This window comes from Streptococcus sp. HMSC072D03 (genome assembly GCF_001812855.1).
In the GTDB taxonomy this organism is placed as follows: Bacteria; Bacillota; Bacilli; order Lactobacillales; family Streptococcaceae; genus Streptococcus; species Streptococcus salivarius_D.
The window spans coordinates 28,221-51,029 of record NZ_KV810696.1 but is presented as its reverse complement, the minus strand read 5'-3'; the positions used below and the strand labels follow the sequence as shown (position 1 = coordinate 51,029).

Below are 22,809 nucleotides of genomic sequence, written 5' to 3'. Positions count from 1 at the left end.
CAATTTTCAGAATATTTTGTCTTATACTGACTTTCTCACATTTACAAACCAAGAAAACACTAGAGTTAAGCCCTTTTTGGACAAAAGAAAAAGGCAAACTGCCTTTTCCTCAAGAATATTATTTAACGTGTTTCTCAAGATCTTTTTGAGCTTTTTCGTTAGATGCTTTCTTTTCTTTAAGCCATTTTTCACGACTTTGTTCATATTCTTTCTTAGTAACTACTTTTTCTTGTGGTTTCACATATTTGAAGTAGTCTGATGAGTTCTTATCACCCACTTGCATGCTAGCACCCGTAAATGGTGTCAAGCGTGAGATAACTGGTGCTGCACCGTTACCAACAGTCAATGGAATGACAAGCGAGCTATCTTCCAACCATGCTTGAGCTTGGGCATATCGGTCGTAACGAGCGTTGAGGTCTGTTGTTTCTGAAGCTGCTGAATCAAGCAAGGCGTCATAATCTTTAAGACCTACTTGGGCTGCGGCCGCATTGTTTGGATCATCATAACCCATGAAAGTCTTGGTATTTTCACTTGAAGTTGTCTTAAAGATATCAAGGTAAGTTGATGGATCTTGATAGTCTGGACCCCAAACAACACCGTTTGAAATATCCCAGTCTTCTGCTGCCGCATTAGCCGCATTAAGGGTTGCATTTTGCATGTCATCAGATGACAACTGGTTGATATCGATAACTACATTTTCACTACCCAATGATTTTTCAATCGTTTGTTTCAATGATTGAGCTTGAGCAACATTAAGTTTAGAACTTTGATCAACTGGAAGGTCTAAGTGAATTGGGAATTGAACACCTTCACCTTGAAGAGCTTCTTTGGCTTTGGCAAACTCAGTCTTAGCTTTTTCCGCATTGTAGAGACCATCTTGACCATCCGCAAAATTAACACCAGACCATTCATCACCGTAAGTGCTCATTTTCTCTGTCACAAGGTCACCGAAGGTCTTATCACCTGCACTGACAAAATCAGAAGGAACAAAGAGGTTACGTAGAGCAAGAGCTGCCCCATCTTTACCATTAACTTGAGATTGATAAGCTGTACGATCAATAGCGAAGTTGATTGATTGACGGAAGTCTTTGTTTAGAAGAGCCTTCTTAGTTGATGTCTTTTCAGCATCTGTCTTCTTAGCTGAGAATTTATAGCTTTGACGATCAATATTCACACCAATAGCTGCTGTAGACGCACCTGGTGCTGTGTAATAAATATTATCTTTATATTTCTTTTCTACTGACGCATAGTTAGAGCTCATAGGGAATACACGTGCAATGCTGAGAGCACCATCTGAGAAGCTACGCTCTTGAGCTTCCTGGTCAGAACCATCATAATATGACAATTTGATAGCGTCGAAATGCACGTTCTTCTTATCCCAATAATTCTCATTCTTAGTCAACTCGATAGATGATTTAGCTGTCAAAGATTTAAGAAGGAAAGGACCGTTATAAAGGATAGAGGTTGGGTCTGTTGACTTACCAAAATCTTTTCCTTTATTCTTAAGAAAGTCTTCGTTAACCGGGAAGAGCAAACCATAGGTTGTCTTAGAATTCCAGTATGGTTCTGGTTTTTTAAGGGTATATTGCAATGTGTGATCGTCGATTGCTTTGACACCTACATTTGAGAAATCTTTATTGGCACCAGAGAGGTAGTCAGACAAGCCTGCAATAGAATCTTGTACCAAATAGAGGGCTCCAGCTTTGGAATCAGCCGCATGCTTAAGACCAGTCACAAAGTCCTTAGCAGTCACATCAGCATACTCTTCACCATCTGAAGTGTACCATTTAACACCCTTACGGATTTTATAGGTATAGGTAAGACCATCTTGAGAAACTGACCAATCTTCAGCTACAGAAGGAACAAGGTTCCCATATTTATCAGCTTCCATAAGACCATCTACACCATTAGTTACAGCAGTCTTAGTAGGTCCAGTATTTGACGTGATATAGTCCAATGTTTCAGGATCTGAGTTATAAATATAACCATAAGTCGTTCCACTAGTGCTTGACTTAGATGAACAAGCCGCTAAGGCACCTACACTGAGGAGTGCCACACCCGCAAGGGCTAACCATTTGCTTTTTTTCATAAGATTTCTCCCAAAAATAAAATTTTACTCTTTCATTATAGCATAAATAATCAAGAAAAGGAGTCATTATCAGACTATTTTGCACAATTATTGCACCTAATGAAACACGAAAAACTCAGCAGTCCCTTGTGTTTTCTGGATTTCTGGCTACTTTAATCGATTTATTTTTAATCACCAGTCATGCATAAAACAAAAAGGCCTAACACCTTGGTTAAACCTCTGTTTCTAAGTTAAAATTAGCTATTAAGAGCTTGAGCAGCTGTGATAATCGCCAAATTGTAAATATCTTCAGCACTAGCTCCACGAGAAAGGTCGTTAACAGGTTTATTAAGACCTTGCAAGATTGGTCCGATAGCTTCGAACATTCCCAAACGTTGGGCAATCTTATACCCAATGTTCCCTGCTTGCAAACCTGGGAAGACAAAGACATTAGCATGTCCCGCTACGTTACTATCTGGAGCCTTAATGGCAGCTGTTGCTGGAACAAAGGCTGCATCAAACTGCAACTCACCATCAATAGCCAAGTCAGGACGCATTTCTTTTGCAATATTTGTTGCTTGAACAACCCTATCGACTTTTGGCGATTTAGCAGAACCTTTTGTTGAGAAGCTAAGCATGGCCACTTTAGGATCAATACCAAAAACTTTAGCTGTTTCAGCAGTATTAATTGCAATTTCTGCCAATTCTTGAGCATTTGGTTCAATGTTGATGGCACAGTCTGCAAACACCAAACGATGATCGGTATTTTCACGGTTCATAAGGAAAACACCTGATGTACGTGAAATGCCTGGTTTTGTTTTGATAATTTGAAGGGCAGGACGTACTGTATCCGCTGTCGAGTGACTGGCACCTGAAACCATTCCATCAGCAAGACCAAGTTTAACTAGCATAACACCGAAATAGTTCACATCACGAAGCAATTTCTCTGCATCTTCGATCGTTGCTTTTCCTTTACGGATCTCAACAAATTTTTCCTTCATTTCCTCAAAACCTTCATAGGCTTCAGGATTAATAATCGTATAGTTAAAGTCTGCAAAGCCAAAATCGCTCAAGATTTTGTGAACCTCAGCTGGGTCTCCCAAAATAATAGGATCCACCAATCCTTCAAATTTCAAACGGGCAGCAGCACGAACCACACGGTCGTCGTTCCCCTCAGGAAAAACAATCTTAACACCTTTCCCTAAAATACGTTCACGAAGTTCACCAAATAGACTACGCATAAAAAATCCTCAATCAATCTTTTTTAGTTTGTAAGTTCATGATAACGGTTTCAAAATCATCTGTCAAGAAAGATGCATGGACCATCTCTTTTTTGGTGAAAGGATCAATAAAGGCAAGACGATGACAATGCAAGGCCTGGCGCTTAATACCGTAGTCTAGGGACCCACCATAAAGATCGTCTCCCAGAAGAGGCAACCCTAAGTGGGCAAAGTGCACACGAATCTGATGCGTACGTCCGGTATGAAGATTGATATCAACCAGTTTAACCCTACCATAATCAGCTACCAAGCGATAGCTAGTGTGGGCATATTTCCCTGATTTATGAACCCGACGTGTAATAATAGAATCCACATCACGCGCAATCGGTGCAATGATTTCACCCTGCTCCTCAAGTTTGGTATCACCTTCAACCAAGGCATAGTAATGTTTCTTAATAGACTTCTGCTGCAACTGCTTATCCATACGCGCGTGGGCATAACCATGCTTAGCAAACAACATGAGACCAGACGTGTCCCTATCCAGGCGTGTCACAATATGCACACGCTGGTTCGGATAATTGTTGCTGACGAAGTGATATTTGACGAAATTAGCCATGGTATTGTCATGATTAACACTTGGAATACTGGCATAGCCATACGGTTTATTAATCACCAAGAAATTGTCATCCTCATAGACAATATCCAAGTCAAAAGGAATAGGTTTCAAGGTCTCGTGCGGTGCCTCATCAGGGATTTCAATGGCAACCACGTCTCCTTCATGAACAGGATAAGTCGCAAACTGCTCCTCGCCATTGACCCAAATATGACCGCCCTCAAACTTAATCTTTGCCAGTAGCCCTTTAGAAATATCGTGCTCCTTCAAAAAGGTCTTAACCCGACAAGAACGCCCTACTGTAAACTCATATCTCATTCTTCCATGTCTCCGATAAAGGAATCACGTACGCGTTCCCAGAAACTTGTATGGCTGGCACTAGCCACAAAGGAAATCTTACGTTGGTCAATTGAGAATTCTACCTTTTTCACATTACGGTTAGTATAGGTTTTATTATCAACAGATAGAGTGTAGCTTCCCATTCGGGTAGGATAAACCGTAATCTTCTCATGCTTTGGCACAATAAGAGGACTACCTAAGGTACGATACACACGATTATTAAGACTGGCAATCTCAGTCAGTTGCAAGGCTTCAATGGTAGGATGAAGGACCGCACCACCAAGAGATTTATTGTAGGCCGTTGATCCTGTGGGCGTTGACACCGACAACCCATCACCACGAAAACTCTCAAACAAGACATCATTAAGGCAAACATCTGCTGCCATGGTTTTCTCATTACGCTTGATGGCTGCTTCATTGAGGGCAATCGACGTAAAAGAACGCCCGTCAGCCAGGGTCAATTTGACATTCAAAAGAGGGTAAGAAATCTTAGCACCACTGTCTTTTCGAAGCGTCTCGATTAATTGATCCACTTCACTGTCCAAATAATCCGTATAAAAGCCTAAGTGACCTGTGTGAATCCCTACAAAACGCACACGAGCAAGCTCTTTTTCATACATATGAAAGGCCGATAGCAACATGCCATCACCACCAATTGAGATGACCACATCTGGATTTTTCTTGGTCAAATAAAAATCAGGATCATCTCGAAAGGCATTAAAAAGTTTCGAGGCAACACGCCTACTTTGGGGTTTGCCATTGGCAATAATAGCTACCTTCATTTCATCCGAAGAGGTCTTCATCTGTGTCATCACTATTTCCTACACTATCCTTCAAAGTTCTGTTAATTGGATCAAAGAGCAACTGGGCTTCTCTAATATCATCACGTATCTTACGCATTTCTTCATCAAGTTCATAAGCCATACGAGCCGTAGTTTCCAAACGAAGTTTAATCTCCTCTGGAAAGTTCCCCTGATACTTGTAATTAAGGGAATGTTCAATGGTGGCCCAAAAGTTCATGGCCAAAGTCCTAATCTGAATCTCCGCAAGAATCTCCTTACGACCATCAATGGTATCAACAGGATAAGAGACGATAACATGATAAGAGCGATAACCCGAATGTTTACGGTTTCTGATGTAGTCACGCTCTGAAACAATGGTCATATCACTACGATGACGTAGCAAAGCTAAAACCTCATCCACATCATCGACAAATTGGACCATGACTCGGAGACCAGCTATATCCTGCATATCTTGAGCCAAATTTTCAACCGAAAGGCCACGAAGGGCGATTTTCTCCTCAATGGAAGCCACTGACTTCACACGTCCCGTCACAAATTCAATAGGCGAGTGACGATTTTGCTTACGAAATTGTTTACGAATGCCTCGGAGCTTGATTTTGAGCTCACCTACGGCCTGAATATAGGGGTCTAAAAATTGTTCCCAATCCATGGTCAAGATAGGACTCCTCCTTGTCAAAAGCTTTAGTTTTTTATAAAATAAATACAATCTGTTATATTATACCACATTTGAAAGCACAAGGGAGGACACACATGAACCATTTAGAGATAGAGTACAAGACTCTACTCACCAAAGACGAGTACAATCGTTTAGCGATGCTTTTCTCCCACGTGACACCTGTTACGCAAACCAACTACTACATCGACACTCCTCAGAGTGACATGAGAAACAAAAAACTATCCTTGCGTATCAGGACGCTTCCCACTCATGGTGAGCTGACCTTGAAGATCCCTGAAAAAGTCGGGAACATGGAGTACAACCTTACCATGGATTGTGCGGACGCTAAGGCTTTGACTAAGTCGCTGGACTTTCCTGATTGTCAGATCAAATCCATTCTTTTAGAACGTGGGGTTAAACTCGAGGACCTAACCATCCTCGGACATTTGACCACTACCCGTCGCGAGTACCAGACCAATATCGGCCTCATGGCTCTCGATGTCAATGTCTATGCTGATAAGAAAGATTACGAGCTTGAACTAGAAGTTTCGGATGCCGAGAAAGGTAAAGACGACTTTGATGCTTTCCTTAAAGAAAATAACATTGACTTTAAGTATGCCAAGAGTAAGGTTGCACGCTTTGTAGCTACCCTCAAACGAGACAAAGACTAAAAGTTAGACAAGGAGTTAGCTCCTTGTCTTTTTATGTTTAAACACATGCAGCGTTAAATACTACAAGCATTTTATCCCATAAATGACTTCTAGAGGGGAATAGATTTCTCTAAAAACGCATACAAAAGGATTTTAGCTAACAAAGGTTCGGTATTTTTCACCAATATCATACTTTGATGGCTGAAATTTCTGCTTCTTTTTGCTAAAATAGAACTATCTGTAGTTTTATTACAATAGCCCTAACTGGGCTTAGCATCTTATTTTTTAAAGGAGTCACCATCGTCATGGTACATCAAAAAGCAAACCCACAATTGAAATTGTTCTCGCTCAGCTCAAACCCAGAAATTGCTGAAAAGATTGCTGAGGCTACCGGATTGCCACTTGGTAAAGTATCTTCACGTCAATTTTCTGACGGTGAAATCATGATCAACATCGAAGAGTCTGTTCGTGGGGACGATATTTATATCATCCAATCTACTAGCAACCCTGTTAACGACCACCTTTGGGAATTGCTCATCATGATTGATGCCTGCAAACGTGCCAGTGCTAACTCTGTCAACGTGGTTATGCCTTACTTTGGTTATGCACGTCAAGACCGTATCGCTGCTTCACGTGAACCAATCACTGCTAAATTGATTGCCAATATGCTGGTTAAAGCTGGTGTCAATCGTGTCTTGACACTTGACCTTCACGCTGTCCAAGTTCAAGGTTTCTTCGATATCCCAGTAGATAACCTCTTCACAATGCCATTGTTTGCTGAATACTACAACGAAAAAGGATTCACAGGAAGTGATGTTGTCGTTGTTAGCCCTAAAAACTCAGGTGTTAAACGTGCTCGTAGCTTGGCGGAATACCTTGATGCACCAATCGCTATCATTGACTACGCTCAAGATGATTCAGAACGCGAAGAAGGCTACATCATCGGTGAGGTTGAAGGAAAAACAGCAATTTTGGTTGATGATATCCTTAATACTGGTAAAACATTTGCTGAAGCAGCTAAAATCCTTGAACGTGGTGGCGTTAAAGACATCTATGCAGTTGCTAGTCACGGTCTCTTTGCAGGAGGTGCTGCCGAAGTCCTCAACGCTGCTCCAATCAAAGAAATCTTGGTAACAGATTCAGTTGCGACTAAAGAAAAAGTGCCTACAAACGTTAAATACATTTCAGCAAGTGAGCTAATCGCTAACGCTACTACTCGTATCTTCGAACGTCAACCACTTAGTCCACTCTTTGCATATACAGCACACGAGGACTAAGCTATGGTTTATTTGGACAATGCAGCAACAACTCCTTTAAATACTGCTGCTATTTCAGCTATGACACATGTCATGACTGAAACCTTTGGAAATCCATCCAGCCTCCATGCTTATGGTCGTCAAGCTTCCAAGGAACTTCGTGAAGCCCGTGAAGAAATGGCCAAACAATTTGAAGTCCCTACTCGTAAGCTCATTTTCACTTCTGGGGGGACCGAAGGAAACAATACAGCTATCAAAGGTTACGCCCTAGCCAATCAAGCTAAAGGTAAGCACCTGATTACAACTGCTATTGAACACCACTCTGTCCTTCACACCATGGCCTACTTGGAAGAGCGTTTTGGTTTTGAAGTAACCTATATTCAACCAGAAAATCAAGTCATTACTGCCCAACAAATCGCTGAGGCCTTACGTGACGATACTATTCTAGTTTCTGTTATGTATGCCAATAACGAGACCGGCCAATTGCTTCCTATCAAAGAAATTGGTGACTTGCTTGCCAATCACCCAGCTGCCTTCCACGTCGATGCCGTTCAGGTAGCAGGAAAACTTCCTATTCATCCAGAGGAACTTGGAGCCGATTTTCTCTCTATTAGTGCCCATAAATTCCATGGACCTAAAGGTGTCGGCTTGCTCTATCATAACGATTTGCATTTTGACAACCTACTCCATGGTGGAGAGCAAGAGGAAAAACGTCGTGCCAGTACTGAAAATCTGGTCGGTATTGCAGGTATGACCGCTGCTTATAAGAATGCTAGCGAGAATTACCAAGCCAATTACCAGCATGTTGAAAAGATTCGTCAGGCCTTTCTAGATACCCTTACCGTTCCTTATGAAATTAATGGTGGAGGATCTAGTCTACCTCACGTCATCAACATCAGTTTTCCTGGTAAGGAAAATGGCCCTCTCTTAACCTTGTTAGACCTAGCTGGCTTTGCTGTTTCAACGGGTTCCGCTTGTACGGCTGGAACTGTTGACCCTAGCCACGTCATCCAAGCTCTCTATGGCAAGGAGTCTGACAAGCTAAAAACGGCCATCCGTATTAGTTTATCAGAGGAAAATACCGCTGAAGAACTCCAAGCTCTAGCAGAAAAACTCAATCAAATCATAGGAGACTAACATGGCATTTGAAAAAAGCATTCATTTGACTGACTGTAAATACCGTTACACTATCAGCCCTAATGTCAAAAAATTCACCCTACGTGACACGACATTTGTGCAAAATAAAATTGGAAACTATGAGTTGCACCGTCTTCTCGAAAAAGTGCCTAACTCAGGCGAAGGTTTCCCACTAAAGATTACTATTAACAAAGATTTAACAGGCTTTAAATTGTCAATCACAGACAAATCTGGCCTCCGTAACGTTAATATCTTTAAAAATGAAGACCATCACATCTTGCAAGAGAAATTCTATTTCTTGATGCAGAGTTTGGTTGACCGTAACGTTTTCGAACAAGAAGAAGTCTAAATTTTTTCTTACTACATAGAAAGAGCCTATCCTTGTGATAGGTTTTTTATATCGCCTCTTCTACACTATTTTGTTGCAATCTTCACAAACTTTTCTTAAAATATAAGAGAATCATACTAATTGAAGAAAGGAAAGCGATCAATGACATTTGAGAAAAACATCCCAAACGCCACTGCCAAACGTCTCTCTCTCTACTATCGTATTTTCAAACGATTCCATCGTGAAAATATCGACAAAGCAAGCTCTAAACAAATTGCTGAAGCGATTGGGATTGACCCTGCCACTGTTCGTCGAGACTTCTCCTACTTTGGTGAGCTAGGTCGTCGTGGCTTTGGTTATGACGTGAACAAGCTGATGACATTTTTCGCTGAACTCCTTAATGACAATGCGACTACCAAGGTACTCCTCGTAGGTGTTGGGAATGTCGGGCGTGCCCTCCTCCACTACCGTTTTCAAGAGCGTAATCGCATGCAGCTAGTCATGGCTTTTGATACAGACGATAACGAACTGGTTGGAACTCAGACTGAAGACAAGATTCCTATCTATGGAATCTCTCAGATTAAGGACAAAATTGCTCAAGAAGATATCAAAACAGCCATCCTGACAGTACCATCAGTTAAGGCTCAGGAGGTGGCTGATCTTTTGGTTGATGCCGGAATTGAAGGCATTCTCTGCTTCTCTCCGGTCAATCTCAATCTTCCACGACACGTGGTGGTCCAGTACGTAGACCTGACTAGCGAACTACAAACCCTACTCTATTTCATGAAAGAAGAAGAAAAATCAAGGAGAAACAATGACTAAACCAATTATCGGAATCACTGCCAATGTAAGGCCTAATCCAGCCCATGAAGACATCAACTGGTCCTATGCCCCAACTGGCTTTGTAGAAGGAGTTCAAAGAGCCGGAGGCTTAGCAATCCTACTACCAGTATCCGATCCATCGGAAGCCAAGACCTATATCTCCATGATTGACAAGCTCATCCTTATTGGTGGGCAAAATGTTGACCCTAAATTCTACAACGAAGAGAACCATGCTAGTGAAGATGACTTCTTCCTCGAACGTGATATCTTTGAAATGGCACTCATCGAGGAAGCCACTAAGCAAAAGAAACCCATCTTTTCAATCTGTCGTGGAACTCAACTCATGAACGTCGCACTAGGTGGTAGTCTCCACCAAGACATCGAGAATCACTGGCAGGACAAGCCTTCTGATTACCTCTACCATGAGATGATTGTTGAAGAGGACAGTAAGTTGGCAGAAATTTACGGACGTGAAACCTCTATCAACTCCTTCCACCATCAAAGTATTAAACACTTGGCCTCTGACCTCCGTGTCATTGCGCGTGATCCTGAGGACAACACTGTCGAAGCCGTTGAGTCAAATACACCAGACCTTCGCTTCCTTGGTGTCCAGTGGCACCCAGAGCTTCTCCTAGACAAACGTGAAGAAGACCTCAAACTCTTTCAATACGTTGTTAACGAACTTTAAAAGCAACTGAGACTGCACTCAGTTGCTTTTCTCTTGTCTTTATCACATCGCCTCAATCTAAAGCTCAAAATCCTCCCTCTCCTCACGAAAAGAATAATAGGTCGATTTGCCAACAATCAGATGATCAAGCAGACAAATCCCCAAATCATCGCAAGACCGCTTAATCTTTTGCGTAAAATCAATATCATTTCGACTCGGATAGGCCTCACCCGATGGATGATTGTGAACCACAATCAGGGACGTTGCCATCAGATGACAAGCATAATGCAAAATCTCACGTGGCTCAGCAATCGAACGACGAACACCACCAATAAAGACCGTCTTCTGCTGAATAACACGATTCTGTGTATCCAAATAGATGGCCACTAGATGCTCCTGAGGCTTGTCCCCAATATCCAACATCATACGACGGGCCACCTGCTGACTGGACATAATCTGTTCGGAACGAGCCAACTCAGCCTTCTCAATCCGCTTAGCCAACTCCACCATAGCCTTGAGCTCAATAGACTTCACACGCCCAATACCAGGAATCTTCTGAAGCTCATTCAAAGACAAACGAGACAAATCCGCCAAACTCGTCATCCCTTTCAAAATACGATTAGCCATAGATAAGACCGACTCAGATTTGGTCCCTGTTCGTAGTACTATCGCCAACAACTCCTGATCCGATAAAACCTCTGCTCCCTTCTGTAAGAGTCGCTCACGAGGCAAAAGCCCCGCCTCCTCAGATACAATACTATACATAAGAAAAAACCTCCTACTTACCTATTCGTAAGTGGGAGGGGAAGTTAATTCAAATATTCAAAGATTCTATTATTATCATTATCCTGATAAATCTCTGTAAATGACGAACCAAATTCTTTATTTAAGTCTCTAGTTGTCAAAATATATTTTACATTTAAGTCTTTTAACTCATTTATATTTAAGTTAATATTTACATTATCGGGAACTGGTGTAGTCATAGATGTGTTCTCGTTCGTTAATGAATATTTTAAGTGTGCATATCTATTCCATACATCTTCATATTGATTTTGCTTATCAATTTTAGTCATAAGTTGTCTATCGGGATAAAATCTAACACCATCTATACTTTTAGCACCAAACATTTGAACAAAGTGATAGAGATTTGTAGAATCAGACATCCAAATCGCATTAGGATTTTTTCCTACAATGCTTTCAACTTCATGAGATAGTAATTTATTTTCAATAGCACCTATGCCATGTGTAACCGGATTAATAGTCAATCCACCCACAATTATAATGGCTAACATAATAGGATAGAATACTCGTTTTTTTCTATAAAGAATACAAATAAAAGCAATTAACATAATCACAATTAAAATAACGGATGTAAACCTTCCTAAATAATTCTTATAGATATCATCTGTTAGTCCTCTGTATAAGTAGAGTATCGTGACAGTGAATAAAGATGGTAAAATTTTAGTTAAATTTACTCTCTCTAATTTATCCCATATAAAGGATATAAACCATATCGAAGCAAAAACTGCAATTACTGACATCGATTGCCACGACCTCGAAAATGGTACATAGCTAAACAATGTCAATTTAGATAGTACCGTTGGGATACCAACTATACTATAAAGCATCAGCATTAGTGAATAAACTACTAAGACAATCCCAAAGATATTTTTATTTATATCTTTCCTCTTAATAACAAAAGGCAAGATCAGAAGTATATAAAGCAAGAAATTAAATGAACTTGATAGTTCAACTTGGTTACTCACTTGAGGTGCCTTAAATGGCAGAACAATATTATATAAGAAATCACTTAAATTTTTCCAAGTATATTCCCCACCAACGGAAATTCTTTTTCCTGGGTATACTGTATGAAGAGTTGCTGATATTGCATCCCAACTTTGATAAATGGTTAATGCATCTATCATAAGTGAAACAAATAAAGTTAATGCAATAACAATCACGTCAAATAGTTTAACTTTTTTATTTCTTAATGCCTTGAAAAACTGTATTACTGTAAATAATAGAATAATATAAGCAAAGGGGACTTGGAATGCTGGATATATAATTAACGGGAACCCAATAAGAGCAACTATCAAATTTATTGCCATTAATATTTTGAACACTTTCTTTTCAGAGTTAAAATAATGATATATAGACACCATTATCAATAATGAAAAGAATACCACATCGCCAAGATGTTGCATAAACCACCATTGTACTGTTGGTGTGAAAGTTATCCAAAAACTTGATACAGCTGATAATAGCTTACGCTTAGAGGTTAAAATCATAGCAAATTCATAAGCTAATAGTAGCATTGCTATAATTTTAAAACTCCAATACCAAGATAACCCTCTAGAAGCTCCTAAGAAAAGAAATCCCCAGTTAAATGGTTTCCCTATCGTTGAAATATGCCAGGATGAAACGTTATAAGCAAGCATCATATTCTGACCTGAAACTTGATAGGATTTATTTGTAAAATGATTTCCTGTTTTTACCTGAGATAAGTAAAAAGGTGTTTGAACTAACCATTCATCAGATCTGATTGGTCTAGGACTACCTATGATAGTATCATCCGTACGATACAGTGATGGAACCCATAACTTTAATTTTTGAAAGCCTTGATAATCGTCAACTGTCTTTGTTTCAGACTGAACACCTGACACGGTTTCTCTAACACCAAAGTTATTCCAATTAGCAATTGAACTACCATTAAGATTCAGACTTACTGAACAAAAAAAAGCAAATAGAGCGATTACGTAACGCCACTTGATAAAAGATATCCCCAAACTACGAACTTTTTTCATAAAATTATTTTCCATTTCTAGAGTTGATTAAAAAGAATTAACCAGTAAGAAATCGCTGGTAAAATTGCCAATAACGAAATTATAGTCAGATATAATCCAGATGATATTTTTCGTTTAGGAATTATGCTTAATAAAATGAAGTAAATTGGGATAAAATATCGTTCTTGAACTCCATCAATGGTATGACTACCAATTTCTGAGAACTGTAAGTAAAGTATGATAAATACCGAAACAATAAAAGCAAAAGAAATTAAATATTTTGAAATCTCAAACAACTTAAAATAAATATTTCTTGGTGCTTTCAGATAGTTTTGACTATTGTATTTAGCAAATACTGATAACACCAGTGCTGTAGCACTTAAGTATGTAAACAACTTTGGAATTGCATAAACAGCTAAATCATTCGTATACCCAATGGTATATACAAAAAAATTATAGCCCAATAATGTACGAGCAAGTAAGGTTAAAAAACTTGGGATATCTGATAAGATAAAACTCAACTGCTTGAACGTATCTACATTTCTACCAAAATAGGCACCTGTATTAATGTTCTTAACAATCAATACCCACCATACAGTTACCAAAAAACTAAGACCAAAAAGAAATAATAAATAAAAATATGCCTTATGTTCAAAATTTGATCTTTTTCTCAGTAAAAATGCAAGCGGTAATAGCAAAAATAAATATAGGAATATTGGAATTTTCCCCATTGATAATAATACCGTTACAATTGAGACAGCTAGTACATCATTCAAAGTAATGTTTTTTCCTTGCTTTAAAGAATAAACCACTCTCAATATTACAGCAAAGAATAAAGCTGAGATTGCAACCATATAACCATCGGCAGAAATATTCGTCCAACTAACTATTACAGTCGGAATAGTAGAAATAAATGCTAAAGTAAACTTCCCAACTGGTGTAATTTTAATAGCTAATATAAACAAAAGAAAATAGGTTAAGAAACCAATAAGTCTCATTAACAAATATTCTGTAACAGGCTTTATTCCAATAATTTTTGACAAATAAGCTGTAAAAACATATGGTAAGTAAGAAAAGGTGTATAGGGAACAGTATTTGTATTCACATAAAACCTTTTCTGATTAGTATAAGGAAGTGAAGAAAATTTATGATACCAATCTTTATCCGTCGCTTTATACTTAGTAGAATTACCCGATTGAACTTGCTTAGCTTTTTCTATAAATTCATATTGTGTATTTGAAATTTTTCCTCCAGCAAGTGCAGGATTTCCATCCTGTAAACTAAGTAAATTACCATTTGAAAGTTCAACACTCCTTGCGTAATGCCCCATTTCATCTAATCCCACCATAGGGCTTCTCAAAGTAATCGACACTAATCCCGTAAGTAGAGTAACCATCAGAATGATTGTGAGCACAACATTACTATAACCTTTTCTACTCAAAAAATTATCTTTTATTGTTTCCATAATAGATTTATCAGTCCTTATAAAAGTCATAGATTTTCAACTCATACTGCATTCTATTTTGTCTTACTAGTGTATCTAGAATAAAACCAGCAATAAAAGATAAAGCGGCAAGAATCATCAACCCCGTTGCTAAAATAGCTGATGGCATCTTATCAATTAATCCTGTTTTAGCAAATTCAGTTACTACAGGAATCCCTACACATAGACCTAAAATGAATAATACAAGACTAACTAAGCTAAAGAACAATAGAGGTTTATAATCTTTAAAAAGGTTAAAAATCATTTTCAAAACTTTAAAACCATCTGAAAAAGTATTCAACTTAGATTCACTACCTTCTGGTCTATCTTGATAGGTAATCGGAACCTCGACCAATTTAAAACGTTTATCTAATGAGTGAATAGAAAGCTCTGTCTCAATTTCAAATCCAGGTGAAAGAACTGGAAAGGTCTTAACAAAAAGTCGATTAAAGCCACGGTAACCAGTCATAATATCTTGATAATTACCCTTATATAATTTATTCACTAGAAGTCTGACTAAATTATTACCGAAACCATGAAAACCTCGTTTATTCTCTTCAGCATAAGTACCATTTGACAACCTATCACCAATGGTCATATCAGCCATTCCTGAACGTAACGGCTCTAAAAGTTTTTCTACCTCATCTGCAGGATAAGTATCATCAGCATCAACCATAATATAGTAATCAGCATCAATTTCACGGAACATAGATCGAACTACATTTCCCTTACCCTGTCTAGGCTCAAAACGCACAATAGCACCGGCTTCTCTTGCTAATTCATTAGTTTTATCTTTAGAGTTATTATCATAAACATAAATATCCGCATTTGGAAGTGCTTTCTGAAAATCAGCAATAACCTTTTGGATAGTCACTTCTTCATTATAAGCTGGTAAAAGCACCGCAATTTTTTCTGTCATAATTTCTCCTTCATATTGTTAGATTTAAATTTTCTCTTTATTCTTCTCAAAATATACTTCACAGCGGTTCCTGGACCCACAATAATATATTTGAGAGCACCTTTTATACCACCGATATTATCAAAATTAATATAGGTATTTGGTAAAGTATCAGGTCGGATATTTAACACAACATTATCTACAAAAGGCGTAATATAGATATCGTTTTTTGCAATGGCATAATCATAACGTCTTGCCCAAGCAAGGTAGACTAGAATACGCTCAATTGAATGCAAAATGGTATGTTGAGGAATTGGTTCTTCTGGAATCTCTTCATCTTGTAAGTCAAGGTCAAACAATGGTTTCAAAGCATCGTACTTGAACCAAATGAATGTTCCATAACTCATGATAAAAGTATTCATCTTATCAAAGTCAATTTCTCGACCAAGATTCATACGCTCCCATAAATTATTCATTCCTTCGGCAAAACGATTCTCATTCCAAGGATCCACAATTTTAGTATAACGGAAGAAAGTCGGAATATCAGCAATTACAAGCCCTAACCTATCATCACGTTCTAGGTTTGCAATAATATTATCAGCAGGTTGAATTAACATTGAGAAAAGTTCATTTCGCCATGAATCTCCAACCCAATAAGGGTATTCTGGTGATTTTTTCGTATGGAAATGTCCAATATAATCATAAGCAGAAAGTTCATCTTTCAACTTAAGCATTGGTATAACATCACGTCCTCGATTCCCAGTAATAAAGATTCGAGCTACTTTTCCATTCTTATCAAGGATAGACTGAATCTCTTCCTTCTTCTCTTCTGAATCCGTTGTTAAGAAGAGATCATAAGTAAAGTGAAAATTCTCAAATTGCTTCAAAAAGTCTTCAAGTAAGTCAACATAGTAGGTATGAAGATGTACAGCAATTTTTTTAGTGTCTGAATAGGTCTGTGAGCTCTCCTCAATGACTTTGCGATCAAGTAGATAAGGTGGAGTCGGTAAACTCATATCTGACATGTGAGACAAAATGAATTCTACCGGATAGTCTGTTCTATTCTCGATTTCCTTAAGCAAATAAGGAGCGAGGTGCTGGGTTAAATCAAATGTCTTAACCTTAATAAACGGAACCCCTGTATCAAGCAAAACATGAGGATAATGAATTGTAAAATTACTATGGAAAAACTTATCATTTAGTGGAATCGTATTAAGAATCGATTCATACTTAAATCCGGCATCCATAAACTTCTTGGTATAAAGAGTTTCATAATTATCGATTACCTTTTGAACATCTTCGAAACTCTCAACTGATTTCCAGAACTTTTGAAAAACACTAGATTCAACTAAACGTTTTTTAAATGAAATAAAGTAAGATTGCAAATGTTCATGAATATAAATATCACCAGCCTTGATTCCTTGATGATTAGTCATACCCCAAAAATCTACATTTGGGTTTGATTCATATTTATCATAGATTGGTGCCATATCCCATAGAGGACCAAAACAGGTATCATTCATAACAGTGACAGAATCATACTGTTTCAAGTTGTCAAATCCAACAAATTCCATACCATCATGCCAAGCAGCAAAATCGTAACCTTTATTCTCACGTTGGATAAAATCATCAATCAAGTGTTTATCACGAAGCTTTTGTACTTCACTTTCACTAAGACGACTATTTGAAATAAAAACCAATTTATCAAACAAGGGTCTCATATGTTCAAGTTGATAAAATACATGTCGACTAATATGATCATACTTATTGAAATGAACATAAAGCAATAGACGTTTCATTTACTTCTCCTAAAGAAATTAATAATTTTAGTTGGTATTGTCCATCTTCTCGAAGTAACAACACTGTTATATTGGATTTGTAAGTCATCATATAAACTCTGTATACGATTCAACTCACTTTGAAAATCTTGATTTTCTTTCTTCAAGACTTCAATATACTCATTTTGGTCATGAGAAATTCGTGACACCTGATTCAGTCTTAAATCTAAATCTTCTATCTGACGGTCTTTTTTAAAAACTAAGATATCCAAATCACGATCCTTAACAAGAGCCAAGTGTGAAATTCTTTGAATATCCTGATCTGGATACTTGTTGAGATATTTAATTTGAGAATCTAAGATACCTGTGAACCGCCTTTCAGCAGTCTCCAATGTCATAGGTTTTGAATCAGATCCTAAATTCATACGATATACAGTAGTGGAATCACTCAAAAAAGAAATTTTAGTGCGTTTGAATAATTCAAGTTGTAACTCAAATGTATCATCTGTGGCAGTATCACTAATTTGAGCAGATACATCTTGCATAAGAGCGGTATCAACCAACCAGGTTGAAGCCATTGTCATTCCTTTCATGACAAGCATCTCTTCGTAAGAATCAATCAAAGGAAGCGCCTTATTAGCAAAGGCATCTTTTTGGAAAATATTTCCGTCTAGGTCTACCATGTCAAATTCGGTATTTGACCATAGTGAATCTGTTGAAGCATCTAGCAAATCAACCTGCTTTTGAAGTTTTAATGGGTCCGTCCAAAAATCATCACTATCACATCTCGCGATGTATTGGCCCTTAGCTTCTTGGCAAACTTTTTTCCAAGTTCTAGCAATGCCAAGATTCACTTCATTACGAAAAGTTCTAACTTTTTCAGGAAACTTATTTTGATACTCTTGAATAATCTCATACGAATGATCTGTTGAAGCATCATCAATGATAATAATCTCGAAATCAAAATTTGTTTTCTGATTGAGAAAGCTATCCATAGCTTCTCGTACCCAATCCCCCTTATTATAATTGGTACAAATAATCGATACTTTCATTCAAACTTCCCTTTTTTCTCTTAAGAAAAACTCCACTTCCCATTTCTTTGAATAATACCAGTTGCAGAATCTTTAGCTGACTCATCATCATCATCAATATCATCCCTATTTAGAACAATAACTGGAATCTCATCAGCCGGAAGAAAGGCTAGAACTTGGTTATTCGCATCCCTTACAGTAATTTCGAGTTTTAACTTAATATCGTTTAGCCCTGCTAGTGAACACTGATAGTTTACTTTAACATCACCCTTGCCACTTGTTAAGCTATCCATCGTATTGTCATTATAAATCCAAATATTACGATCAATATCTGTAAATGAGATAGCAATATAAGTAGGCACATCTTCTAGCAGAGTATACGTCAAATCAAATGAAATTGGTTCATTTGGTGTCGCTCTCTTAGAAGACAATAGTGATAACTTCAGATTTTCCACAAGCGAACCACTTCTTTCAATTCCAGATTGTTCTGAAGTGATCACTTGTTCTGTATTGTCAAAACTATATTGATTGGCAACGTCTCTAGGTTCGCCTTTGGCTTTAATGTACCCGTCCTCAATCAAAATAGCCTTGTTACAGTACTTCTTAACAGCCCCCATATCATGGGTTACAAGAATTGTTGTTTTCCCTGATTTCTTACGTTCCATAAAGTAGTCATTACACTTACGTTGGAAGGCTTCATCACCTACTGCAAGAACCTCGTCAAGGATAAGAACATCACCCTGTGCCTTGATAGCCACAGAGAAAGCCAAACGGACCTGCATACCAGACGAGTAGTTCTTGAGTTTTTGGTTCATGAAATCTTCAAGCTCTGCGAACTCAACAATCTCATCATACATGGCATCAACTTCTGCCGTCGTAAAGCCAAGCATGGCTCCGTTCATATAAACATTCTCACGTCCAGTTAATTCAGGGTTGAAACCGACACCAAGTTCAATAAATGAAACCATTTTGCCATTTACGGTAACCGTCCCTTGTTCAGGAACATAAATTTGAGAAATAATCTTCAATAATGTTGATTTCCCTGAACCATTTCGTCCCACGATTCCGAAGAAATCACCTTCCTCAACTTCGAAGTCAATGTCTTTCAAGACATGTTGTTCTTTATAGCCTTTGATTCCTTTAAATCTATTTACTAAGGCAGTTCTAAGACTTTGGGTAGACTCAACCGGTAATTTGAAAAACTTACTTACATGGTCCACTTTAACTGCAATTTTCTTTTCTGTCATTAGAGAATCTCCGCGAATTTTTTAGCTTGATGATGGAAAATGTAGTAACCAATAGCAAAGATAACAAGTGGTAGGAAATACGGAATAATAGCAATAGCCTTATGACCAATTAAATCCCAACCACGTAAGCTACCTGAGAAGACAATAAAGTGTCGCAAGTCCTGAATAATTTGTGCTAAAGGATTCAACATCATCAGTTTTGCAATCTTAACTTGTCCACGTTGCAAAATAAATGTCAATGAATAGATAATGGGTGTCGCATACATACCAGCTTGCATAACTACTTCCCAAATCGGACCAATGTCACGGTACTTAACAAAGAGCGTTGCTAAGACAAAGGCAATACCAGCTGAGAAAAGAAAGAGTTCAGCAAACAATGGAATAACTGTCAACCAGCCTAATGAAAAATTAACACCATTTACCAAGGCAAAAACAAAGACAACAAGGAGGTTAATCACATAGTTAATTGAAGCTCCAACAACTGACGAAATAACAATAATTTCTTTTGAAAAATTTAGTTTTCGTAACAAGTCACCCCTTGATACAATTGACATCATCCCCATACTCGTCGCTTCCGAAAAGAAACTCCATGTAACCATACCGATTAAGAGGCCAATGGCATAGTGTGGTGTTCCATCATCAAAACGTAAGAAGCGAACAAATACCAGGTACATAATTGTAAAGAGCATAAGTGGTTTCAAAATAGACCACAAATGACCGATTAAACTACCTTGATAGCGCAATTTGAAATCGGTTTTAACCATTTCTCGTAACAAAATACGATTTTTCTGACTAAAAAAGTCTAACATCTTTCTCTCCTCTATATGCAAACTTTGTAAGAATCAATGTCGTAAACACAGTTGTGTGAAAAGCTCTATTTTTTCGATAACCGTATTTTCGGATACGTGCTAAACGTTCTCTAAATGGAGCATCCATAATTGTCACAAAGTTTTCAATGATTTCCTTATTCTGTGAACTTAACGGGAGTTCTAACAAATTTCTAGCCTGATCTTGACTAGCTTTGATAAGACTCCAATATTTGGCAAAAAGGATATGGGGTCTAACCCAATTTTTCATCCGCTTTCGCAAAGTTCGGGCACCAAGGACATTACTGCTATGCTGACGATAAAGCTCGGTTGGCTCATCAATATAGACTAAGTTACCAAAGGCAGAAGCTAGCAAACCCAGATACCAGTCATGCATCAGTAAATCATGCTTTTCCTCACCAGTCCATAGTTCTGCTAAAGCATGGTTTATCATAGCAACGCCACCAGTAACTGTATTTTCAGTCAACTCTTGAATCAGCTCAGTATTCGCATGGTCAGACTGAGTACGAATCATACTCTCATGCAGGACAGATAAATTTTCATCCACTACCTTTAAATCTGTGTAAATGAGTAAAGGTTTATCCTGAGAATACTTTTTGGCTTCTGCCACTTGAAGTGAGATTTTTTCAGGAAGCCAAAAATCATCCTGATCACTGAAACAGTATAGGTCTGCCTCCCCATGCTTAAGTAGGGCATGGAAACTTTTGATTACACCAACGTTTTCAACATGATTCTCATTGATAAAGTGAATACGTGAATCTCGTGCAGCCAGTTGTTTAATAATTTCAACTGTCCCATCAGATGAACCATCGTCACGTATGAGAAGTTTCCACTCTTGATAGGTTTGCTCTTGGATACTCTTCACTTGTTCTGCTAAATACTGCTCACCATTGTAGGTTGACAGTAAGATATTTACTTTCATGATAAAAATAACTCCTCGTACTCACCTACAATTTTTTTCCAAGTAAAGTTCTGTTCCATGTTCTCCTTAGCTAACTTACCTAGTTCAGAGTAATCTAAAACACCATCTACTTGATCAATCAAATAGGACAGATTGCCCTCATCTTTTTTCCAATAACAAGCTGTATCTTGAGCTACTGACCGGTTAAATGAGACGCCTAATACTAAATTCAAATCAGTTTGTGCCATAGCTTCCAGTAAGCCAGGGTTGGTTCCTCCAACTTCATGACCATGAATATAAGCAAAGGCTTCTTTGCGAATATATTTTAATAGGTCTTGATCATAAACTGTTCCAACAAACTTCACACGTGGATCCGTATCAAACTGTGTTTTAGAACGCAATTCCTCAAAATAAGCATTGCCCTCATGATTACAAATAATAATTAAATCACGTTTTGTTGAGGAACTCATAAACTCACGAATAGCCGTTTCATAGTTATTTTCTGGAACAAAACGACCAAGAATCAAATAATAGTTTTTCTCGTAAGTATTCCACATCTTGTAAATATCTCTAACTTTGGCATCCTGATGAGTCAGTGTTGTCAGAGATAAATCAGTTCCATAAGCAATGTAAGTTGTCTTAGACCACGGATAGGCTCCTTGAATATAGGTTTCAATTCCTGGATTATCCGAGATAACTAAGTCAGCATGTCTTGTCATTACTTTCTCAGAGTACTTTAGATAAGCTTGTACTGGCTTGGGCCACTTAGCTCGTTTCCACTCCAAGCCATCTGGATTAATGTAGAATTTACCACCAATTTTATGAATCTTAGTAGCAAAGGGAGCCACAAAAGCACCTATAGTATTTCCTAGAACATAGAAAATCGGTTCTTCTATATTTTCCTCATGTATTATCTTCAAAGCGTAATTAATAGCCATCATATCATAGGCAATAACGCGAGCCGGTCCTAATTTAGGCGCCTTAATCGTGAAACAATCTACACCTTTATATTCGAAATGCTTATATGCCTTTTTATCAGAAAGGCAGGCAACATGGTATTTAATTTGGGATGAAACTTGGTTGGAGACTAATTGATCTACAAATGTCTCAAAACCACCGTATTTTGCTGGAAGTCCACGACTTCCGATAATGAATACGTGTTGCATAAATCCCCTTTCTAACAAGTCTATAATCTAGTCAATTATACCATTTTACAAGGCTTTTGCCTAATGCAAACAGAAAAAGGGACCTCTAGAGGTCCCTTCAGAATGAAGACAAACATCAAAAACGATGTTTGTCTTCA

General features: G+C 38.0%; 22 protein-coding genes. 6 read left to right on the top strand and 16 right to left on the bottom strand.

Annotated features, from left to right (window positions below; translation table 11 throughout):
* Positions 1 to 118: 118 nt before the first annotated feature.
* From HMPREF2877_RS09405 to HMPREF2877_RS09385, 5 genes are all read right to left on the bottom strand, one after another.
* Positions 119 to 2,089, bottom strand: coding sequence for a peptide ABC transporter substrate-binding protein (locus tag HMPREF2877_RS09405; protein ID WP_070576840.1), 1,971 nt, complete (start codon positions 2,087 to 2,089; stop codon positions 119 to 121).
* A gap of 236 nt (positions 2,090 to 2,325) precedes the next feature.
* Positions 2,326 to 3,309: a phosphate acetyltransferase gene (pta, locus tag HMPREF2877_RS09400; RefSeq protein ID WP_070579757.1), complete on the bottom strand. Its 984-nt coding sequence runs from the start codon at positions 3,307 to 3,309 to the stop codon at positions 2,326 to 2,328.
* 13 nt (positions 3,310 to 3,322) lie between these two features.
* Positions 3,323 to 4,219: an RluA family pseudouridine synthase gene (locus tag HMPREF2877_RS09395; RefSeq protein ID WP_070579752.1), complete on the bottom strand. Its 897-nt coding sequence runs from the start codon at positions 4,217 to 4,219 to the stop codon at positions 3,323 to 3,325.
* A complete protein-coding gene (locus HMPREF2877_RS09390) occupies positions 4,216 to 5,052 on the bottom strand; it encodes an NAD kinase (RefSeq protein ID WP_002884507.1) in 837 nt (278 codons plus the stop codon). The genes HMPREF2877_RS09395 and HMPREF2877_RS09390 overlap by 4 nt, the downstream gene beginning before the upstream one ends.
* A complete protein-coding gene (locus HMPREF2877_RS09385; RefSeq protein ID WP_070579749.1) occupies positions 5,024 to 5,698 on the bottom strand; it encodes a GTP diphosphokinase in 675 nt (224 codons plus the stop codon). Before HMPREF2877_RS09385 ends, HMPREF2877_RS09390 begins: the two co-directional genes overlap by 29 nt.
* A gap of 95 nt (positions 5,699 to 5,793) precedes the next feature.
* On the opposite strand from HMPREF2877_RS09385, the gene HMPREF2877_RS09380 reads away from it, so the two are divergent.
* From HMPREF2877_RS09380 to HMPREF2877_RS09355, 6 genes are all read left to right on the top strand, one after another.
* Complete coding sequence (locus tag HMPREF2877_RS09380) at positions 5,794 to 6,369, top strand: CYTH domain-containing protein (RefSeq protein WP_022496737.1); 576 nt, start codon at positions 5,794 to 5,796, stop codon at positions 6,367 to 6,369.
* A gap of 284 nt (positions 6,370 to 6,653) precedes the next feature.
* Positions 6,654 to 7,625, top strand: coding sequence for a ribose-phosphate diphosphokinase (locus HMPREF2877_RS09375; RefSeq protein ID WP_013990217.1), 972 nt, complete (start codon positions 6,654 to 6,656; stop codon positions 7,623 to 7,625).
* A 3-nt stretch (positions 7,626 to 7,628) separates the two neighbouring features.
* A complete protein-coding gene (locus HMPREF2877_RS09370) occupies positions 7,629 to 8,741 on the top strand; it encodes a cysteine desulfurase family protein (RefSeq protein ID WP_070579743.1) in 1,113 nt (370 codons plus the stop codon).
* A 1-nt stretch (position 8,742) separates the two neighbouring features.
* Positions 8,743 to 9,090 carry a DUF1831 domain-containing protein gene (locus HMPREF2877_RS09365; RefSeq protein ID WP_002884733.1) on the top strand — a complete coding sequence of 116 codons (348 nt, stop codon included), beginning with the start codon at positions 8,743 to 8,745 and terminating at the stop codon, positions 9,088 to 9,090.
* A gap of 141 nt (positions 9,091 to 9,231) precedes the next feature.
* Positions 9,232 to 9,891 (top strand): redox-sensing transcriptional repressor Rex, encoded by a 660-nt coding sequence (locus HMPREF2877_RS09360; RefSeq protein WP_002884205.1) that lies wholly within the window; start codon positions 9,232 to 9,234, stop codon positions 9,889 to 9,891.
* Positions 9,884 to 10,579: a gamma-glutamyl-gamma-aminobutyrate hydrolase family protein gene (locus tag HMPREF2877_RS09355; RefSeq protein ID WP_070579740.1), complete on the top strand. Its 696-nt coding sequence runs from the start codon at positions 9,884 to 9,886 to the stop codon at positions 10,577 to 10,579. The genes HMPREF2877_RS09360 and HMPREF2877_RS09355 overlap by 8 nt, the downstream gene beginning before the upstream one ends.
* Positions 10,580 to 10,636: 57 nt before the next feature.
* Here the strand turns inward: HMPREF2877_RS09355 and radC are convergent, their stop codons facing one another.
* Genes radC through cps2T form a run of 11 tightly spaced genes read right to left on the bottom strand, consistent with a single transcriptional unit; the run spans position 10,637 to position 22,672 of the window.
* On the bottom strand, positions 10,637 to 11,323 hold the full coding sequence (radC, locus tag HMPREF2877_RS09350) for a RadC family protein (protein ID WP_045768510.1): 687 nt from the start codon (positions 11,321 to 11,323) through the stop codon (positions 10,637 to 10,639).
* Positions 11,324 to 11,367: 44 nt separating this feature from the next.
* Positions 11,368 to 13,362 carry a DUF7657 domain-containing protein gene (locus HMPREF2877_RS09345; protein WP_235289457.1) on the bottom strand — a complete coding sequence of 665 codons (1,995 nt, stop codon included), beginning with the start codon at positions 13,360 to 13,362 and terminating at the stop codon, positions 11,368 to 11,370.
* A 17-nt stretch (positions 13,363 to 13,379) separates the two neighbouring features.
* Positions 13,380 to 14,384: a DUF2142 domain-containing protein gene (locus HMPREF2877_RS09340; RefSeq protein ID WP_256262939.1), complete on the bottom strand. Its 1,005-nt coding sequence runs from the start codon at positions 14,382 to 14,384 to the stop codon at positions 13,380 to 13,382.
* Positions 14,363 to 14,806, bottom strand: coding sequence for a hypothetical protein (locus HMPREF2877_RS11305; protein ID WP_256262938.1), 444 nt, complete (start codon positions 14,804 to 14,806; stop codon positions 14,363 to 14,365). The genes HMPREF2877_RS09340 and HMPREF2877_RS11305 overlap by 22 nt, the downstream gene beginning before the upstream one ends.
* 10 nt (positions 14,807 to 14,816) lie before the next feature.
* Positions 14,817 to 15,743: a glycosyltransferase gene (locus HMPREF2877_RS09335; RefSeq protein WP_045768507.1), complete on the bottom strand. Its 927-nt coding sequence runs from the start codon at positions 15,741 to 15,743 to the stop codon at positions 14,817 to 14,819.
* A complete protein-coding gene (locus HMPREF2877_RS09330; RefSeq protein ID WP_045768506.1) occupies positions 15,740 to 17,521 on the bottom strand; it encodes a rhamnan synthesis F family protein in 1,782 nt (593 codons plus the stop codon). Before HMPREF2877_RS09330 ends, HMPREF2877_RS09335 begins: the two co-directional genes overlap by 4 nt.
* A complete protein-coding gene (locus tag HMPREF2877_RS09325) occupies positions 17,518 to 18,552 on the bottom strand; it encodes a glycosyltransferase family 2 protein (protein ID WP_045768505.1) in 1,035 nt (344 codons plus the stop codon). The genes HMPREF2877_RS09330 and HMPREF2877_RS09325 overlap by 4 nt, the downstream gene beginning before the upstream one ends.
* A gap of 20 nt (positions 18,553 to 18,572) precedes the next feature.
* Positions 18,573 to 19,778 carry an ABC transporter ATP-binding protein gene (locus HMPREF2877_RS09320; protein WP_045768504.1) on the bottom strand — a complete coding sequence of 402 codons (1,206 nt, stop codon included), beginning with the start codon at positions 19,776 to 19,778 and terminating at the stop codon, positions 18,573 to 18,575.
* Positions 19,778 to 20,587, bottom strand: a complete 810-nt coding sequence (locus HMPREF2877_RS09315) for an ABC transporter permease (RefSeq protein ID WP_014634840.1) — start codon at positions 20,585 to 20,587, stop codon at positions 19,778 to 19,780. The genes HMPREF2877_RS09320 and HMPREF2877_RS09315 overlap by 1 nt, the downstream gene beginning before the upstream one ends.
* On the bottom strand, positions 20,571 to 21,527 hold the full coding sequence (locus HMPREF2877_RS09310; protein ID WP_038676534.1) for a glycosyltransferase family 2 protein: 957 nt from the start codon (positions 21,525 to 21,527) through the stop codon (positions 20,571 to 20,573). Before HMPREF2877_RS09310 ends, HMPREF2877_RS09315 begins: the two co-directional genes overlap by 17 nt.
* Positions 21,524 to 22,672: a beta 1-4 rhamnosyltransferase Cps2T gene (cps2T, locus tag HMPREF2877_RS09305; protein ID WP_045768503.1), complete on the bottom strand. Its 1,149-nt coding sequence runs from the start codon at positions 22,670 to 22,672 to the stop codon at positions 21,524 to 21,526. Before cps2T ends, HMPREF2877_RS09310 begins: the two co-directional genes overlap by 4 nt.
* Between the last annotated feature and the right edge of the window lie 137 nt (positions 22,673 to 22,809).

Excerpts from the sequence above, each read along its gene's own strand:
- HMPREF2877_RS09405 (WP_070576840.1), bottom strand. The coding sequence starts at position 2,089 with ATGAAAAAAAGCAAATGGTTAGCCCTTGCGGGTGTGGCACTCCTCAGT.
- pta (WP_070579757.1), bottom strand. The coding sequence starts at position 3,309 with ATGCGTAGTCTATTTGGTGAACTTCGTGAACGTATTTTAGGGAAAGGT.
- HMPREF2877_RS09395 (WP_070579752.1), bottom strand. The coding sequence starts at position 4,219 with ATGAGATATGAGTTTACAGTAGGGCGTTCTTGTCGGGTTAAGACCTTT.
- HMPREF2877_RS09390 (WP_002884507.1), bottom strand. The coding sequence starts at position 5,052 with ATGACACAGATGAAGACCTCTTCGGATGAAATGAAGGTAGCTATTATT.
- HMPREF2877_RS09380 (WP_022496737.1), top strand. The coding sequence starts at position 5,794 with ATGAACCATTTAGAGATAGAGTACAAGACTCTACTCACCAAAGACGAG.
- HMPREF2877_RS09375 (WP_013990217.1), top strand. The coding sequence starts at position 6,654 with ATGGTACATCAAAAAGCAAACCCACAATTGAAATTGTTCTCGCTCAGC.
- HMPREF2877_RS09370 (WP_070579743.1), top strand. The coding sequence starts at position 7,629 with ATGGTTTATTTGGACAATGCAGCAACAACTCCTTTAAATACTGCTGCT.
- HMPREF2877_RS09365 (WP_002884733.1), top strand. The coding sequence starts at position 8,743 with ATGGCATTTGAAAAAAGCATTCATTTGACTGACTGTAAATACCGTTAC.
- HMPREF2877_RS09360 (WP_002884205.1), top strand. The coding sequence starts at position 9,232 with ATGACATTTGAGAAAAACATCCCAAACGCCACTGCCAAACGTCTCTCT.
- HMPREF2877_RS09355 (WP_070579740.1), top strand. The coding sequence starts at position 9,884 with ATGACTAAACCAATTATCGGAATCACTGCCAATGTAAGGCCTAATCCA.
- radC (WP_045768510.1), bottom strand. The coding sequence starts at position 11,323 with ATGTATAGTATTGTATCTGAGGAGGCGGGGCTTTTGCCTCGTGAGCGA.
- HMPREF2877_RS09345 (WP_235289457.1), bottom strand. The coding sequence starts at position 13,362 with ATGAAAAAAGTTCGTAGTTTGGGGATATCTTTTATCAAGTGGCGTTAC.
- HMPREF2877_RS11305 (WP_256262938.1), bottom strand. The coding sequence starts at position 14,806 with ATGGAAACAATAAAAGATAATTTTTTGAGTAGAAAAGGTTATAGTAAT.
- HMPREF2877_RS09335 (WP_045768507.1), bottom strand. The coding sequence starts at position 15,743 with ATGACAGAAAAAATTGCGGTGCTTTTACCAGCTTATAATGAAGAAGTG.
- HMPREF2877_RS09330 (WP_045768506.1), bottom strand. The coding sequence starts at position 17,521 with ATGAAACGTCTATTGCTTTATGTTCATTTCAATAAGTATGATCATATT.
- HMPREF2877_RS09325 (WP_045768505.1), bottom strand. The coding sequence starts at position 18,552 with ATGAAAGTATCGATTATTTGTACCAATTATAATAAGGGGGATTGGGTA.
- HMPREF2877_RS09320 (WP_045768504.1), bottom strand. The coding sequence starts at position 19,778 with ATGACAGAAAAGAAAATTGCAGTTAAAGTGGACCATGTAAGTAAGTTT.
- HMPREF2877_RS09315 (WP_014634840.1), bottom strand. The coding sequence starts at position 20,587 with ATGTTAGACTTTTTTAGTCAGAAAAATCGTATTTTGTTACGAGAAATG.
- HMPREF2877_RS09310 (WP_038676534.1), bottom strand. The coding sequence starts at position 21,527 with ATGAAAGTAAATATCTTACTGTCAACCTACAATGGTGAGCAGTATTTA.
- cps2T (WP_045768503.1), bottom strand. The coding sequence starts at position 22,672 with ATGCAACACGTATTCATTATCGGAAGTCGTGGACTTCCAGCAAAATAC.